Consider the following 15615-nt stretch of genomic DNA (forward strand, 5'->3'; position numbering starts at 1 on the left):
ATATTTCGTGATTCTTTCGCATTTGAGCCATAATTGGCGGCTTTTGGCTCAGAAAAAGGCAGACAGATCGGAGAGGACATTTTCGTCGTTCTCCGCCCGCTGTTCCTCCGTCAGTTCCGTGTCTGCCGTCATATATTCCACCGTAGCCGGTGCGACAAACGAAACCTCTGACAGTTCCTCCCGAAACACCTGCCGAACATCATCAAGTGTAAAATCCCGGTCGCTGTTTTGGTGTTCCATAAATGAAATAACCGCCTCAACAATGAAGCGGTTACGGGATTTACCTTTCTCATTATTCAGTTCGGCAAGATATTCGGCGGCACGGCGTTCGGATTCATCGTCCAGATCAAAGCGCACATTCAGTCGGTAATGATTGCTCATTGTCTCTCATCCGCTTTCAGTTGCAGTTCCGCCATATACTCATAGCCTTTTGCTGCTGCACAGATATCGTCCACGAATTTTACCCGGTCGGGATTGCACTTGTAAAAGTTCTTGACAAGGCACCCGCCGCCTCCGGTGATATACAGAGTCATTGTACCTTCATCGTAACCGTGTTCACGCAGACGGCGGAAAATGTCTTTCACATATTCTGCTGCGGTGACCTTGATGATTTTCAAATCGGCGGAAGGAATGTCTGCCGTGCCGTTCTGCAATACCTCGTCGATAATCACGTCGTTGATCTCTCGACGGGTCTTCTGCATAAATTCCTCACGGATCGCAAGGGTACACTGATAGGTTCCAAATTTCTCGGTGTACATCTTACTGCTCATCGGTCTGCCGTTTGTAAAGAACAGCGTGTTCATCGTACCGTTGCCGATATCTGCCACAACGGAAAGGCCCTTCATCGTCGTAACGAACTCAGCTACGGCGGCATAGCCCTGCGGATAGATCTTTACGCCGGAGATACGGATATGATATGCCGTATGCTGATAGTTGAAGCTGACCTCCTCGTTTTTGGACAGGTAGGCGGCAAACTCTTTTTTCTGTCCGCTTGTCCAAGTGAGCGGCAGCCCGGCGGCGATGATAACATCCGCCTCCGTCAGTCCCTTGTCTTTCAGCTCCTCTGCGATCGCCGCAAAGGTGAGGAGATAATAGTCCTCATCCTTGATCTTATCCGGCAGAAACTCCTTGTGTCCTTCGCCGATGAGATAATAGCGTCCGCCGTATTCGAGCATATCTTTCGTAAACAGCGGCTCGGTATCGTATCCCATAATGCCGGTCTTGAAGCAGTGGTTTGCGGTCTTAATATTGCCGTAACCGTGATCGATTCCAACGATCAGTTTTTCTTTGAATCCTTTCATAATCTTTTCCTCAACTTTCTCCCCGTCTTTCCGGGGTGTCGATTTGTTTTTGCAACTGCAAAAGTGGGAGCAGTTATCATAAATTGTTCTGCTGCAAGATTTCTTCATAGAGTTCCTTTTCGGCGGGCAGTACCGCTTTGCGGAAATAGTTGCAGTAAATCCCGTATCGGGAAATGAACTGCACACATTTACACTCCTCGCCGTCATCGAGCAGAAGACAGTTGCCGACCACGCAGTTGCAGCATTCTCTGCGGGCAAGCTTTCTGACCTTTGCCGACTGTTTTGAGTTTAGTTTCAGAATCATACGCATCACCTCCATTCGTTCTGAAATCCGGGCAGCAAAAAAGCCGCTCCGATGTCGGAACGGCTGTGCATCGCTGCCTTCTACGTATAGAATAGTGACAAATCCATTTTTGCAAGAAAATAGCGTAACAGTACGAAATGAATATGCGTAACAGTTCTAACCCATTGAAAACAAGGCGTTTTTATGATATAATAGAGTGTATCATAGCAGAAAAGACAAATTTCCACATTTGGGATGGGCTTACTGTGACTTTTATGGGACACTTCCCGTGATAGAATAAAGATGGAGGATCGGATATGGTGGAAAAACTTTTCAGTTTCAAGGCAGATTACCGTGACGGGCGTGTTTATGTGAGCGGCAAGGTCTATGCCGCCGGGCTGTTCGCTACACACCTGCTGAATCAATATTATCTGAACGATACCGCCGCACGGATCGCCGTATTCAGCGATAACGTCAATTTCAATATCGTCCGGCAATTAGAGAATGGATACCTGAATATATCCGAATTTGTCAGTACCGGCAGAAACGTACTGGAAGCGATGAAACCTCTGCCGAAACTGCATCCTTTTGATACGCTTGACAACTCTGCAATAACCGACTGCGTAACTAATCTCTTCACAGAGGAAAACGGCGAACGCATTTGTTCCTATCTCTCCGACAAGGCAAAGATCAGTATGCTCCCGCAGAATGAGGTATCCGTTGGCACGGCATACCGCTATGCTGAAAGAACGGACAAGGATGTGACAGTTTTAATTGAAAACACCGTTTCAATTCTTGCATTTTTCAATAACGTCAGCGTCGACCTGATCTCCGCTCACGATAAGCTGACCGCCTTTGTGAAGCGCATTGACGAAGCAGAGCGCTTTGACGAAAAACATCTGCTCCCGATTGCTCTTGAAGTATACGGACAGATACCGTTTCCGCTGACAACAGAATATATCTCCCGCAAAAAGAATACGGCAAGCAGCGGCGAAACCGTTGCCCGCCGACTGACCTTTGACCGATATATCGCTTTCGTGCTGACGGATTTCTTCGAAGGATTGCATTACGGACACTATCCCCGTCGGTGCGGGATTTGTAAAAGATATTTTTTGATGCAGTCTGCCCGCCGTCAGCAGTATTGTATGGGTATCGCTCCCGAGCAGATACGGGGACAGAATGTGACCTGCCGCAGATATGCCGCCTCAATGAAGCGCAAAGAAAAAGCAGAGAACGATCCGATCTCCGCTGTCTATACCAATCGCTGTTCCGCCATCCGTACTGAGATGCGGCGTGGGACAATTCCCGCCGAGATCGGCGAGGCGGCAAAGGCGCTGGCGCTTGAACATAAGAAAACAGCGCTTATGAACGATGATTACGCCAAAAAACAATACAAAAAAGATATGTCCCGTGAAAAGTTATACCAGGATGCAGGGCTGAAATAACAATACCGTTCTGTCGGAATGGAGGTGAGTGCCGATGAAGAACGACGACTGGAAACAAGACCTATACCGTTACCGTCTGACACCGGCACCGCCGAAGAAGGACGATTTTCAAGACTACATTGATTTGTACTTTTCAGAAAAGGACGAAAAGTATCTTTCGTGGTTTCTGCATTACTATGAGCCGATACTAAACACTGAAATAATGAGCACCGTGCAGGAGTATGCAATGCGTGGGCATTTCATCGACTTAAAACAAGCCGCCGTATTCGGGATTCTGAAAGCCCTTGCTAACTATGATATTTCTCTCGGAGTTCCGTTTCTCGTTTACAAGGAATATTACATCAAAAACGAGATCGACGACTACATCCGCACGATGCGGACGGGCTATACCGTACAGAGCAGTGACGAATACAAGCTACTCCGCAAAGTAATGGCGCTCTACAACAAATACGGCAAATCCGACGACGAAACGATAGCACAAATAGCCGCCGAAATCGGCAAAAAAATCAAGGACACAAAAGAGATCATCTCCGCAGGGATACGGAATATGTCTTACGCCGAGTTTTACCGCAAATACGCCGACGAGGACGGCGAAACTTCCGCAGAAGATGTTACACGGAACGATACCACCGATCCGGCAAAGATGTTCTTTGACGAATGGCGGGCAAACGCCGTATTCGACCGATATGAGAAGCTGGATATCCGGGAGCGGTCAATGATCGCCGATCATCTCGGCTTTTGCAGAGAATGTCACGGTATTTTTGAGATGGGAGAAGATGAAAACGGCTCTCCCGTAAAGCTGTTCCGGCAGAAAAAGGCATACGCCGACCTTGCCCTGCAGCACACACTTTCCTCGCCGGATACCGCATACCGTATCGTCCACAAAGCATACGATAAAATCCTCATTGATCTTGCCGTTGACGAGTATATCCACATTGTAGAGCTGCGCCGCACGAAAAAGACAAAAACCGAAATCGTCTACGAATACTGTGCCGACCACAATAACGACTGGGGCGAAATTCACTATACGCCCGACGATGACGATTACGAGGTCACGAGCTACGTGTACGCCGATACGAAAGGCGAGTTCTTCTTCGCCGCCGCAGGCGAGTGGATCGTCCGTCAAGCCGCAAAGGAGCAGTTCCCGCAGACGGCGGTTATACCGATTACGGAAATTTAACCTATAAAACGCAAAAAAGCCCCGTCCGGAGCCAAGATATAAATCTTGATTCCGAGCGGGGGGGTGTAAATCGGCTTTAGTCGGTTGGCAAAAAATCATCTAAATCAGCACATGTTTTTCCATATAGTCCCAAAAAGCATTGATCATATTCCTCTCACTTATCACAAAAGCAGTTTCAGGGGAGTTTGTTTTTGCCATAATAACACCGGTATCCTCTTTTATATAGAGAAGTGTATTGCCTGCAAGTTCATTGACAAAATGAATTGTTAGGTTTTCGTATTGATTTTCCATTTGCTTCAGCCGATCAATATGCAGAAGATACTGCTCTTTTGTGTAAGAAAAACGATTGGAGGAAAACAACTCACCTGAAAAAGGATAGAGCACATCCGGCGCGAGAATCGTACACTCCGGATCCGGCAGCACTAAAGTGAGGTGCTGTTTTTTAATGTGTTTTCGGAACCGGCTGAGGCTTTGCTTCCACTGTGCGGTCAGCACATCATTTCCGGCCTTTGCCGACAGTTCCCGCACAAGCTTATCCGGCATCGAGAAAAGCGGCGGCATCGTACAACAAAGATAAGCATCCCCATCGGCTGCAGCAAGACTGCCTGCGGCTTTATGAAATGCATCTGCATCCCGCTCGGCAAAAATCCGCATCAACGGGCGGCAGAGGTTAAAGTAATGCTCATACTCTGCACTCAGCGCATCTAAAGCCGGCCTATCCGTGATAAACAAATTCAACATACCATCGGTATCCTGCTGCACAGAGGAGGATACGACAGCCGCCGTGTTCGGTGCAATGAACAGCGTACGCTGAAACACACCATCTCTAAGACGCGGATAGCAGTACGGTTCTATCATTCCCGTCATATAGACGGGGATCCACTTGGTGACAGCTTCCAGCATCTCATTCATATCACGGGAAACCGTGTGAATGATTTTCACTCGGTTTCCCTTCTGAATGACCATAGCAAAAAGCTCCGCCCAGCGCGCAGCAAATACAGCATCTTCGTAGAGCCAAGCCATGTTTTCGTCGGAAAAAAGCAGCAGGGTCTGCGGCTTTTCTTGCTGCAGGATCGCCATAAAGAACTGCTCCACAGCTTTTCGCTTTCCTGCGTTACCATATAGGTATGCAGCATATTTCTGCGGCAGCTCCATTGCTGCAGGATCCCCGAAAATCGTGACCGGTCTTGACGCAAGACGGGAAAAACCGGAAATCAATCTGCCGGTTGCCACAGAGATATCTGCCTCCTGCTCTAAAAGCCACTGCTCCAGATACAGCGCCGTGCTTTCCGTAGACGTAAGTGCGGTGCTGCTGATGCCGGTCAGCTTCTGCAGGGCGTTGAGTTGATACTCCTTTTTGATGTGTTTCGTCAGGTAACGGCATATATCCGATAAATATTCGTGTTTTTTAGGCAAGGGTCTTGCCCCGGAACGTAACCGTCCGATATGGGAAGAGTTCATATTGATATCCCTGCCCAGCAGACTGTTGGAAACCTCCGCAATATTCATCAGTGCGTCAAATCTCTCTGCAAACATACCAACATCTCCGTGTTTTTTTTCTTATTATAGCATGAAACAAGCACGGATTCAAGATAATTGGCATAATTTGTGCCAGAAATATGGCACGGTCAATTCCGCAAACCGTATTGTTTTCTATGCCTTGACAGGTAAAATAATAATAGATCTGTTTTAGAACTGTCAGCAAATACGGAGGTATGAAAATGCAGATTCTCATCAGGCATGATAATTTTTCAACTGAGCGCTATGAGCTCCAAATTCAGGAAAGTGCTCTTGTGTTTACAGGAAAAGAAAACTCCTTCATTTTTCCGTATTTGGAGTTAAACGACTTCAATATCATGCAGGACAGACGAAAGAAGGCCTATTTCACTGTACTTTGTTCAGGCAGGATGGTGGAGGGACAGATCCTCGAACCGAAAGAAATAGATCCTTTTGTTGCCGAACTAAAGGAAAAAATGGACGGCACAATCAATATTGAAGTCAGAAAATAAAATTGAAATGCTTTATGCGAAAAAATACGGATGGATAATATATCAAAAATGACGAAAGGAGCAATACCATGATCGGAAGACAAGTAATCAAGACGAACCGTGCGTTTACACTGGAGGAACTGGAGCAGTTCATGCAGGAACATTGGGATAAGGAGCAATACAACTATTTCGCCATTGGACGGCCAACGGCGGCGTCTGTTGAGCAGTATATCCTACTGCCGGCCACAGAGCGGTTCATGGTGATCGCCTATGCGAGAAAGGCCGGCGGACTCTTCAATAAAGACAACAAAGTCATCCTTTCCGTGTGTGACACACCGAAAGGTGCGGAGATGGAAATTTTCCGTTCCATTCATTCGCATAACGTATTTTTCGGTGCGTGGAAGATCAAAACTACGATGTCCATGGAAGAAGAGCGCAAGGGCCCAGCGGAAGAAGTGCTACAGAAATACGCTGCTTATATGAAGCAGCTTCTTGACAGCGCGGGCTATTCCAAGTAAGGAGGTAACGTCATGAAAAGATTTATCAGCCTTTTTTTAGCTCTGATTATGGTTTTTGCTCTTTCTGCATGCGCAGATAAAACCAAAGAGGGCACCGCTGCTTCAAATGATACGGAAAAAGAAAGCTCAGAAACGAATGATGTCACTGCTGATTCAAATGATACGGAAAAAGAAAGCTCAGAAACGAATGATGTCGCTGCTGATGACAGCGGAGTAAAATTTACCCAGATTGAGAAAGGAATTGCCCTTGATACCGAAGGTCGTATCTGGAGTTACAGTCTTGTGGATGATTTAAAGCTTTTCTGTGACTCTGCAAAATTCACATATATCTCTGAAGGCAACGGGCTCATGTGTGCCCTTGATGAGAATGGCGGACTCTGGACATGGGGCGCGAATAAATCCGGACAGCTTGGTGATGGTACAACAACAGACCGGAACATACCTGAGAAAGTTTTAGATGGCGTTAAAATGGTCGCTGCTTATGGCTATAATGCTTTTGCCATAAAGAATGATGGTACTCTTTACCAGTGGGGGTACGGTAATTGCCCTGCAAAACTCAGAGAAAATATGGACGATAGCGACAATATTCTGATTCCGACTCTTGTTGAAATAGACGCAAAGTTTGAATACATTGCAACAGGAAAAAACTATGCTTCCGTTGCTGTTGATTCTAACGGCACGCGCTATGCTTGGGGTGTTCCTTGCACGATTATGGGCTACAGTGCAAATCAAATAGATCCGACACTTGACGATGATGCTCCTGTCACACCATTCACTTTGAAAGCAATTTCAAACGATACTGCCCCTAATGGCACATATTATTTTGGCGGCAATACTACTTATGTTATTGATGCAAATAATACGCTTTATATCTCCGGCGGTAAGGATTCAAGACTTGATCCTTTTGAAGAATCGGGTTCATTTAAAGTGTTTACTAAGGTTGCCGACAAGGTATCTATGATCGTTCCGGCAATGTACGGAACACTCTATATTGATACAGATGGAAATATATGGGGCTGGGGTTCTGACGCATTTAAGATTTGTGCGCCTACGACATCACCGGTACAGATAACAAATGGTACTAAGTATACCGATGTAGCTGTTCTTGATGCGGGAAGTACTATGGCATATGCGATTGGTGCTGACGGCAACATCTATACTTTCGGTGAAAAAGACAGCACACCGAGAATTGTCGAGACGAAATAGTCTAAGTCATTGTAACAAGCGCTGCATCTCTTGCGGAGCAAACCGGCAGAGATCCGCTTGAAACCGACGTATATTCATATACAGAGGATATACATCTTGGTTTTTTCGTGTTTTATGCTACGATACTTATGTAATTTTATACACTGGTCGTATTATGCGTATACGCCATACAACATAATGGGAATTATTCTGTATCAGAAAGAAGGTCGATGTCAGCTTTATGAGGATCATCAAATATGAATATGGCTGGGCATCGCCCGGCCTTAATCCACCGAAGTTATTAAATCAATCAATTTCAAATACACATTAAGGAGAAAACCACTATGAAAAAGAGAATCCTTAGCCTGCTTCTCTGCATCGTGATGTGCCTGTCGCTGATGCCGATGACGGTATTTGCGACAGGAACTGAGGAGGTCGGCGGCACCGGAAAAACCTTGCCGTACTCTTTCGATTTTGAAAGCGACTTTATCGCTGCCGGCTGGACGACCATCGACGCCGACGGCGACGGATATGACTGGAAAACCGATACGGACGCCCTTTGGGACGAAAAGTTTGGCATTGATAAAGGTCATTGCGCTATATCAAGGTCATACGAAAATAATGTCGGGGGACGTAACGCGAACAACTGGCTGTTCTCTCCGGCGATCACGGTTCCCGCAGGCGGTGCTATTGTAAGTTGGTATGAGAAGTCGCAGGATCCGAGCTACAAAGATTCTTATACGGTTTATGTCGGCGAAACTACCGATCTAAGCGATATGACGGTGATCTGTGCAACACACGAAGCAGCAGGAGGTCCCGATAGCGAAACAGAAACAATAGAAACATGGACGCAAAAGACCGTTGAACTTTCCGCCGAAGACTACGCCGGAAAGACCGTATATATCGCTTTCCGACATCTTAGCTATGATTGTTATATTCTGAAGATCGACGACTTTGCGGTCGGAGCTGAAGCACCTGCCCACACCCACACCGTCACCTTTGACGCCAACGGCGGCAGCGTCACGCCGACCAGTGCCGAAACGGGTACGGACGGCAAGCTCGCCACTCTGCCTACGCCTACACGCAGCGGCTACAGCTTTGACGGCTGGTATACAATGAAAGAAGGCGGCACCGAAATCACGGCTGAAAAGGTCTATACCGCAGATACAGCGATCTATGCTCATTGGGTGGGTCCCTTCTCTTTTGCCCATTTACCCAAAACGGGGGTTGCGACTATTACAGTACCTGAGGGCAATTATGACACCGAAGTCGCCGCTAAAGATGCCTTTATTCGCTTCTGGGGTGAGAATATTAAAACCGAGGGCGAATTTATATTGGTCGATTGTATCGAGGATGGATGTTATCATACATGGATCATAAACACTGAAAACGATAACATCGCAGCCTATAATGGTGGTTACGACACGAGTCTTGAATCATTACTCTGGACCGTCGAAAACGGTCTGGAGTACTGGGACTGGTGGATAAACGGAACATATACTGCCATTCACACCCACGCCTTCACCTACACCGCAAACAACGGCAAGATCACCGCGACCTGTGTGGACGGCTGTGATAAGGGCTACGATACCAACCCCCTCACACTTACACTCACGGCTCCGACAAGCCTTGTCTATAACGGAAATGCCAAAGCATTCACCTTTGCAGACGGTGAGGCGGCTGCGTGGGAAACCGCAGGATTAGAGCTTCCGACCATCTATTATCAAATAAAACAAAGTGGTCAGTCTACATATATGCCGCTTCTCGGAACGCTTAAAGATGCAGGCAGCTATATGGCACAAATCACTGTGGACGGAAAAGACGCACAGGTTTATTTCGCCATCGACAAGGCAACACCGTATATCAAGACCACCCCTGCTCCGAACGATATCGAGTATGGCAAGAAGCTTTCGGACAGTACGCTTTTTGGCGGTTATGTTCAGGTTTCAAGCACTGACAGCTCAGAGGTCGGCGGTCTGTTTGAGTGGACAAATCCCGATACGGCACCCGGTATTGATGACAGCGAGGTTACCTTATATGATGTAACCTTTACACCTGCGGATACGAAGAATTACAATACCGTTTCCTGCAAGGTAACGGTTAAGGTAAATCACACTCATGCTCCCGTTCTCGCAAAAGGTCAGGCACCGACCGAAAAAGCAGCCGGCTTCAAGGATTATTACGAATGCGAATGCGGCGACCTCTTTGAGGATGCGACCGGACTTATCGAGATTTCCGACATCAATGTTTGGAAAGCAGAAGGCGGCAACGGCTATCTCGCGCCTCTCACCCCTGCAAAGTACACTGTCACCTTCAATATGGGCAATCACGGTACGCAGATTGATCCGCAGACCGTTGAAAAAGGCAATAAGGCAACGAAGCCTTCTGATCCTACCGCAGAAGGCTGGACATTCGGCGGTTGGTACGCAGATGCAACATTCAGCGTGACATTTAACTTTGATACTGCCATCAATGCAAACACAACGATTTATGCCAAGTGGACAGAGAATACCGATCCGCAGCCACATGCATATACCATTGTTGCCGGAGCCAATGGCGAATGGACGGATGGAGGAACAGCAGGTCTGCTTATTACCTCCGATGCTCCGTTTGCCAAGTTCAGCAGTGTTAAGATAGACGGAAGTACTATTGCAGCGACCAATTATGCCGCAGAGGAAGGTTCCACGAAGATCACTCTTGCACCTGCTTATCTGGAAACGCTGAGTGTTGGTACTCATACTATTGAAATTGTTTCCAACGACGGAAGTGCATCGACGAACTTTACCATAAAAGCAACGGTACCGCCCGTACCCGTAAGTTATACCGTCACCTTCAACATGAACGGCCACGGCACTCAGATTACGGCGCAGACTGTTGAAAGCGGCAGTAAGGCAATCAAGCCCGCTGATCCTACTGCAGAAGGATGGACGTTTGGCGGCTGGTACGCTGATGCAACATTCTCCACGAAGTTTGACTTCAACACCGCAATTACCGCAAATACCACGGTTTATGCAAAGTGGACGAAGAACTCTGCAGCACCGGCTGATCCCACTTCTCCGCAGACCGGAGATACCAGTAATATGTTCCTGTGGATTGCCCTCCTGCTTGTCAGTGGCGGCGCTCTTGTAGGAACCACGGTATACGGTAAAAAAAGAAAAAGAGCTGAATAATCAGCAATTGTAAAAACACCGAAGGGCGGGGCGGCTCAAAACTGTCACCGCCCTTTTCGTTTAAGGAGATGCCGCGCTTATGTCAGAATCACCGAAGCACCTTGCTACGTCAAGACCGGAATACAACAGACGACTTACCGCAAAAAGAAAGAGACAACGAAGAAGGAGAATCCGTACCGGAATCATCACGCTGCTTGTGCTTGCAGTTCTGATCGTCGGAATCGTCCTGATCTGCAAAAGCTGTTCTGCTGACAGATCCATTGTCGGAACATGGGATTATGATTCGGTAACCGTTTATCGTTTTGATAAGGGCGGAAAAGGTGCTTTAGAGCTTCCTAACGGTATATACGCCTTTACCTATAAAACAGATGGCGAAAAGCTCTCTGTTGACTTCGAAAATGAATCAGCCACCGACAGCACTTATACTTATACCGTCACCGAAGATACGCTGACGCTTGTCAGTGAGGACGGCAGAACCTTTGCGATGAAAAAAGTGAATTAAAAAGCAGCGGAAGGATTTCAGAACGAAACCCTTCCGCTTTCCTTATGTGTAGATCAGATCGTGATTAACGATTTCCGTTGCCGTTTGCCGGACGCTGTTCATCCTCTGCACCCAAAGCATCTGATTATCTGCTTTGAGCGTTTCTGTGATGCTTTCTTTTTCGGCAAGCTCTTTTACCAGCCGAAAGAACATATCCTCCGCCTGCTCATTGAGATCGGCAAGGTAATCATTCAGCTTCCCGCTCGTCAGCAGTTCGGCATATACGGCTCTGCGGTGCTGTTTCAGATACCGCAGGTGCCGTTGTCCCCATATTCCGATGGGGCGTTCCTTCGGATCGTCATCACCGGCAATGAGGTAGTAATCGCCGACCAGCTCGTATTTAAGTCCGGTGCGTTCATCCGTGATGTACTTTTCCATTATGCGTCCTCCTTTGCGATAACACGCAATTTCTTTGACGGAGCATCAATGATTTTCAAGATCAGTCCGTTGACATCTTCGATTGGTTTACCCTCGTGGATGTACTCATTCCGAGCTGCCATAAGGCAACCGACCAGCAGCCTGTGTTCAAAATCGTCCAAGTAAAAATATCTCCGCTTTTCTTTCATCGTCTTTCGACCTCCTGTATTTGATTTCTCCTTCATTTTAGAAGAAGCATAAAAGAAAAACGAATGTGCGGATTTCAATATATAAAAACAGACACCGTGAAAAGCATTTCTGCAATTCACGGTGTCTGTTTCCCTTTGCTGCGCACGAATTAGATTTGTTTTTGAAAAACATCCTTATCACACGCCAGCAAATATGGGATTTCCTTTTTTATTGGTATTTTAAATCTTATTTGGATTATGCATTGCCAAGACGAATCATTTCATCTATGCATTTTCTTGACTGTGCAATCTCTTCATCTGTCATCTTAATCTCAAAAGCTTTGCCATTATCGATGTTCTCAATTGAGCGGAGAACATCATTAAGAGTAGTAAGTTTCATATTCGGGCAAAGAATTTTCTTTGAAAGAATATAGAAATCCTTATCAGGACATTCATACTGGAGGGCCTCTGCAATACTCATTTCTGTACCGATAATAAATTCTTTGTGGTCAGATTTCTTAGCGAAGTTTGCGATACCTGAGGTAGAGCCCACATAGTCAGCACGCTCTACTACTGCCGGAATACATTCAGGGTGAACGAGAACAAGTGCGTCAGGATGAAGTGCCTTAGCCTCTTCTAAATCCTTGAGAGTAACAGAAGCGTGAACAGGGCAACCACCTTGCAAAAGCTTAATATCCTTTTCAGGAACATTTTTCTTTACAAAATCCCCAAGGTTACAATCAGGGATAAACAAAATCTTATCGCTATCCATATTTTTAACGATTTTTACAGCGGTTGATGAGGTTACGCATACATCACATACCGCCTTGAGTGCGGCTGTGGTGTTGATATATGCTACAACAGTTCTATCCGGCTCCATTTCCTTGAGCTGTGAAATCATATCAGGCTCCATCTGCTCTGCCATGGGACAGGTTGCAAGTGGATTTGCAAGAAATACACGCTTATCAGGGGAAAGCATTTTCGCTGTTTCAGCCATAAAGTGAACGCCGCAAAGAAGAATATTCCTTGCGTTTGTTTTTTGTGCCTCAAGGCTAAGCGTAAATGAGTCGCCGACAAAATCAGCAATTTCTGTAATCTCTCTCGCAACATAGCTATGAGCAAGAATAAATACATCTTTTTCCTTTTTAAGCTTCAAAATCTTATCCTGCACATCTCTAATCATAATTAACTTCCTCTCATAAATATTAATGCTATTGATTGGACGAACTAAGTTTGCCCTTAAATATAATATAAGTTCAATGATAAATATTAGTTTATAATTAACTTTGAAAAACTATCAATTGCAAGGCTTAACTAACATTTATCTTTCAGGGAACCCCCTGCGAGGGTTCCCTACGAAAAACATTCCACTGGAATATTTTTCTACCCTCTGCGCTTTAAGAAGGATAAAGTGTTTCGCTCTCTGCGGAGAGCGACCAAAAGATCTGCCGTAGGTGACTACCTTTGGAAACTGCAAGCTTTTGAAAAAGCTTGAGCAAAACTTTTAATTTTCCCATATTAATATAAGATTAAACCAAAATGGATTTTATTCTACATTTGTTTTAGAAATAGTTCCGCCACCTACAACAATATCACCTGAATAGAATACTACCGCTTGTCCCGTTGTAACGGCCCTCTGTGGCTCATCAAAGATAACCTTTATATCTCCGTTTTCGAGCGGATATATTGTTGCTGGCTTTTCAACCTGACTATATCTTGTCTTTGCAGTAACCCTCATAGGTTCTATTAACTTTTCTATTGAAATGAGGTTGATGTCATTCGCAATAAGTCCTGTTGTGAATAAATCCTCATTTTTTCCGAGTGTAACGGTATTATGTTCCATATCCTTAGAAACAACATAAGCCGGAGCACCGAGCGAAATATTCAGGCCTTTTCGCTGACCTATTGTATAGCGAATTATACCATTATGTTTACCAAGAACATTTCCCTGAGTATCTACAAAATTTCCTGTCGGGAAATGTTTGCCCGTATCTCTCTCTATGAACGAAGCATAATCGCCATCAGGTACAAAACAAATATCCTGACTATCAGGCTTGTTGGCATTGATTAAACCATATTTTCTTGCTATCTCTCGAGTTTCCTCTTTGGTATACTCACCGATAGGAAAGAGCGTCTTTGAAAGCTGTTCTTGTGTTAAGGCATAAAGCACATAGCTTTGGTCTTTCTTATGGTCTTTGCCCTTTTTGAGAAGATAACGACCTGTTTTTTCATCATATGCTCTGCGGACATAGTGTCCCGTTGCGATATAATCACATTCCATTATTTCGGCACGCTTTAAAAGTGCATCAAACTTGATAAATCTATTACAGTCTATACAAGGATTTGGTGTATCGCCGTGAATATACGCATTGTTAAAGCGATTTATAACACATTCACGAAAACGGTCGCCGAAATTGAAAACATAATGCTCCATACCAAGCTTAAATGCAGCACTTCTTGCGTCCTGCACATCATCAAGCGAACAACAGGTTTTTGTACGGTCGAGCGCAATATCTTCGTTTGTAAAAAGCTTTAGCGTTACTCCGACAGCCTCGTAATCCTGTTTTAAGAGAACGGCGGCAACCGAGCTATCTACTCCGCCGCTCATAGCGACAAGAACCTTGCCCTTTGGCATAGGCTTCACCTCTCATAAATTTACGATTTAGGATAGATTTATTATACTACAAGCCATAGATAAAATCAACTTATAATTACCCAGTAATCTAATAGGCATTTAATTCCATAATAGTTTTTTAAAAATGGGATTGATAAATTTTCCAATAAAAGATATAATTAAATTTGTAATGCAAAATAATCTAAGGAGGTTCAGTAATGACATCTATTGATACTAAAGACATTATAAGCCAAAGCTTCAAAAAGCTTATGGAGAAAAAGTCTTTTGATAAAATCACAATTTCTGATATATCAAACGAGGCTAAGATAAATCGTCAGACATTTTATTATCACTTTCACGATAAGTACGAGCTTTTAAACACTATATTTTATAACGATGTAATAGTTGAGCTTATTGACGGATTTTCGATTGATAACTGGGCAGAAAAATTTTTAACCATGCTCAACACTTTGAAAAAAAATTCTAAATTCTATAAAAACGCCCTACACACATCTTATGGCGGAGAATTCAGAACTTATCTACTTAACCTTACACAAAAATTACTTTATAACCTCATTGGTACATTAACTGATGAAAATTCAGTAGACGACTTAGACAGAGTCTATGTAGCTAAATTCTTTGCTTATGGAATAACAGGTACTATTATCGACTGGATAACTACCGGAATGAAAGATAGTCCTGAGTTTATCACTAACCATCTGAAAGACATTATTGATGATTGCAGAATTTTAATCGTTGCAAAATATCTGAAATAAAAGAATGGCTACCGCAATTATGATATGTACCCAGAATTCTGGACACATATTTATAAATTAAGCTGAACA

General features: G+C 44.9%; 16 protein-coding genes. 8 read left to right on the forward strand and 8 right to left on the reverse strand.

Annotated features, from left to right (window positions below):
* Positions 1-48 precede the first annotated feature (48 nt).
* From ACLU24_RS12220 to ACLU24_RS12230, 3 genes are all read right to left on the reverse strand, one after another.
* Positions 49-381 (reverse strand): hypothetical protein, encoded by a 333-nt coding sequence (locus tag ACLU24_RS12220; protein ID WP_412612966.1) that lies wholly within the window; start codon positions 379-381, stop codon positions 49-51.
* On the reverse strand, positions 378-1301 hold the full coding sequence (locus tag ACLU24_RS12225) for a ParM/StbA family protein (protein WP_412612967.1): 924 nt from the start codon (positions 1299-1301) through the stop codon (positions 378-380). Before ACLU24_RS12225 ends, ACLU24_RS12220 begins: the two co-directional genes overlap by 4 nt.
* Positions 1302-1377: 76 nt before the next feature.
* Complete coding sequence (locus ACLU24_RS12230) at positions 1378-1605, reverse strand: cysteine-rich VLP domain-containing protein (protein ID WP_412612968.1); 228 nt, start codon at positions 1603-1605, stop codon at positions 1378-1380.
* A gap of 296 nt (positions 1606-1901) precedes the next feature.
* On the opposite strand from ACLU24_RS12230, the gene ACLU24_RS12235 reads away from it, so the two are divergent.
* Together ACLU24_RS12235 and ACLU24_RS12240 are read left to right on the forward strand one after the other, a co-directional pair.
* Entirely contained in the window at positions 1902-3029 is a 1128-nt protein-coding gene (locus ACLU24_RS12235) for a DUF6076 domain-containing protein (RefSeq protein WP_412612969.1), read from the forward strand.
* A 34-nt stretch (positions 3030-3063) separates the two neighbouring features.
* Positions 3064-4209: a sigma-70 family RNA polymerase sigma factor gene (locus tag ACLU24_RS12240; RefSeq protein WP_412612970.1), complete on the forward strand. Its 1146-nt coding sequence runs from the start codon at positions 3064-3066 to the stop codon at positions 4207-4209.
* A 99-nt stretch (positions 4210-4308) separates the two neighbouring features.
* On the opposite strand, the gene ACLU24_RS12245 is transcribed toward ACLU24_RS12240, so the two are convergent.
* On the reverse strand, positions 4309-5745 hold the full coding sequence (locus ACLU24_RS12245; protein WP_412612971.1) for a hypothetical protein: 1437 nt from the start codon (positions 5743-5745) through the stop codon (positions 4309-4311).
* A gap of 185 nt (positions 5746-5930) precedes the next feature.
* Here ACLU24_RS12245 and ACLU24_RS12250 point away from each other — a divergent pair, with 185 nt between their 5' ends.
* From ACLU24_RS12250 to ACLU24_RS12270, 5 genes are all read left to right on the forward strand, one after another.
* The gene (locus tag ACLU24_RS12250; protein WP_412612972.1) at positions 5931-6218 is read left to right on the forward strand and encodes a hypothetical protein; all 288 of its coding nucleotides are present in this window, start codon (positions 5931-5933) and stop codon (positions 6216-6218) included.
* A gap of 68 nt (positions 6219-6286) precedes the next feature.
* Positions 6287-6715 (forward strand): hypothetical protein, encoded by a 429-nt coding sequence (locus ACLU24_RS12255; protein ID WP_412612973.1) that lies wholly within the window; start codon positions 6287-6289, stop codon positions 6713-6715.
* Between the two features lie 12 nt (positions 6716-6727).
* Positions 6728-7921 carry a hypothetical protein gene (locus tag ACLU24_RS12260; RefSeq protein ID WP_412612974.1) on the forward strand — a complete coding sequence of 398 codons (1194 nt, stop codon included), beginning with the start codon at positions 6728-6730 and terminating at the stop codon, positions 7919-7921.
* A gap of 323 nt (positions 7922-8244) precedes the next feature.
* The gene (locus ACLU24_RS12265) at positions 8245-11070 is read left to right on the forward strand and encodes an InlB B-repeat-containing protein (RefSeq protein WP_412612975.1); all 2826 of its coding nucleotides are present in this window, start codon (positions 8245-8247) and stop codon (positions 11068-11070) included.
* Positions 11071-11149: 79 nt separating this feature from the next.
* Complete coding sequence (locus ACLU24_RS12270) at positions 11150-11572, forward strand: DUF5640 domain-containing protein (protein WP_412612976.1); 423 nt, start codon at positions 11150-11152, stop codon at positions 11570-11572.
* A 42-nt stretch (positions 11573-11614) separates the two neighbouring features.
* Here ACLU24_RS12270 and ACLU24_RS12275 read toward each other — a convergent pair whose 3' ends face one another.
* The 4 genes from ACLU24_RS12275 to mnmA form a co-directional block, all read right to left on the reverse strand.
* Entirely contained in the window at positions 11615-11989 is a 375-nt protein-coding gene (locus ACLU24_RS12275) for a TnpV protein (protein ID WP_412612977.1), read from the reverse strand.
* Complete coding sequence (locus tag ACLU24_RS12280; protein WP_412612978.1) at positions 11989-12177, reverse strand: hypothetical protein; 189 nt, start codon at positions 12175-12177, stop codon at positions 11989-11991. Before ACLU24_RS12280 ends, ACLU24_RS12275 begins: the two co-directional genes overlap by 1 nt.
* Before the next feature lie 235 nt (positions 12178-12412).
* Positions 12413-13339 carry a quinolinate synthase NadA gene (gene nadA, locus ACLU24_RS12285; protein ID WP_412612979.1) on the reverse strand — a complete coding sequence of 309 codons (927 nt, stop codon included), beginning with the start codon at positions 13337-13339 and terminating at the stop codon, positions 12413-12415.
* Positions 13340-13702: 363 nt separating this feature from the next.
* Positions 13703-14791: a tRNA 2-thiouridine(34) synthase MnmA gene (mnmA, locus tag ACLU24_RS12290; protein ID WP_412612980.1), complete on the reverse strand. Its 1089-nt coding sequence runs from the start codon at positions 14789-14791 to the stop codon at positions 13703-13705.
* A 197-nt stretch (positions 14792-14988) separates the two neighbouring features.
* Here mnmA and dhaS point away from each other — a divergent pair, with 197 nt between their 5' ends.
* Positions 14989-15546, forward strand: a complete 558-nt coding sequence (gene dhaS / locus ACLU24_RS12295; protein WP_412612981.1) for a dihydroxyacetone kinase transcriptional activator DhaS — start codon at positions 14989-14991, stop codon at positions 15544-15546.
* Positions 15547-15615 lie beyond the last annotated feature (69 nt).

The sequence above is a fragment of the Pseudoruminococcus sp. genome (genome assembly GCF_047012705.1).
Lineage (GTDB): Bacteria > Bacillota > Clostridia > Oscillospirales > Acutalibacteraceae > Pseudoruminococcus.

Bases quoted from the DNA above. Each gene is read 5' to 3' on its own strand.
- mnmA (WP_412612980.1), bottom strand. From the start codon at position 14,791: ATGCCAAAGGGCAAGGTTCTTGTCGCTATGAGCGGCGGAGTAGATAGC.
- ACLU24_RS12255 (WP_412612973.1), top strand. From the start codon at position 6,287: ATGATCGGAAGACAAGTAATCAAGACGAACCGTGCGTTTACACTGGAG.
- nadA (WP_412612979.1), bottom strand. From the start codon at position 13,339: ATGATTAGAGATGTGCAGGATAAGATTTTGAAGCTTAAAAAGGAAAAA.
- ACLU24_RS12225 (WP_412612967.1), bottom strand. From the start codon at position 1,301: ATGAAAGGATTCAAAGAAAAACTGATCGTTGGAATCGATCACGGTTAC.
- ACLU24_RS12280 (WP_412612978.1), bottom strand. From the start codon at position 12,177: ATGAAAGAAAAGCGGAGATATTTTTACTTGGACGATTTTGAACACAGG.
- ACLU24_RS12235 (WP_412612969.1), top strand. From the start codon at position 1,902: ATGGTGGAAAAACTTTTCAGTTTCAAGGCAGATTACCGTGACGGGCGT.
- ACLU24_RS12250 (WP_412612972.1), top strand. From the start codon at position 5,931: ATGCAGATTCTCATCAGGCATGATAATTTTTCAACTGAGCGCTATGAG.
- ACLU24_RS12240 (WP_412612970.1), top strand. From the start codon at position 3,064: ATGAAGAACGACGACTGGAAACAAGACCTATACCGTTACCGTCTGACA.
- ACLU24_RS12275 (WP_412612977.1), bottom strand. From the start codon at position 11,989: ATGGAAAAGTACATCACGGATGAACGCACCGGACTTAAATACGAGCTG.
- dhaS (WP_412612981.1), top strand. From the start codon at position 14,989: ATGACATCTATTGATACTAAAGACATTATAAGCCAAAGCTTCAAAAAG.
- ACLU24_RS12245 (WP_412612971.1), bottom strand. From the start codon at position 5,745: ATGTTTGCAGAGAGATTTGACGCACTGATGAATATTGCGGAGGTTTCC.
- ACLU24_RS12220 (WP_412612966.1), bottom strand. From the start codon at position 381: ATGAGCAATCATTACCGACTGAATGTGCGCTTTGATCTGGACGATGAA.
- ACLU24_RS12270 (WP_412612976.1), top strand. From the start codon at position 11,150: ATGTCAGAATCACCGAAGCACCTTGCTACGTCAAGACCGGAATACAAC.
- ACLU24_RS12260 (WP_412612974.1), top strand. From the start codon at position 6,728: ATGAAAAGATTTATCAGCCTTTTTTTAGCTCTGATTATGGTTTTTGCT.
- ACLU24_RS12230 (WP_412612968.1), bottom strand. From the start codon at position 1,605: ATGATTCTGAAACTAAACTCAAAACAGTCGGCAAAGGTCAGAAAGCTT.
- ACLU24_RS12265 (WP_412612975.1), top strand. From the start codon at position 8,245: ATGAAAAAGAGAATCCTTAGCCTGCTTCTCTGCATCGTGATGTGCCTG.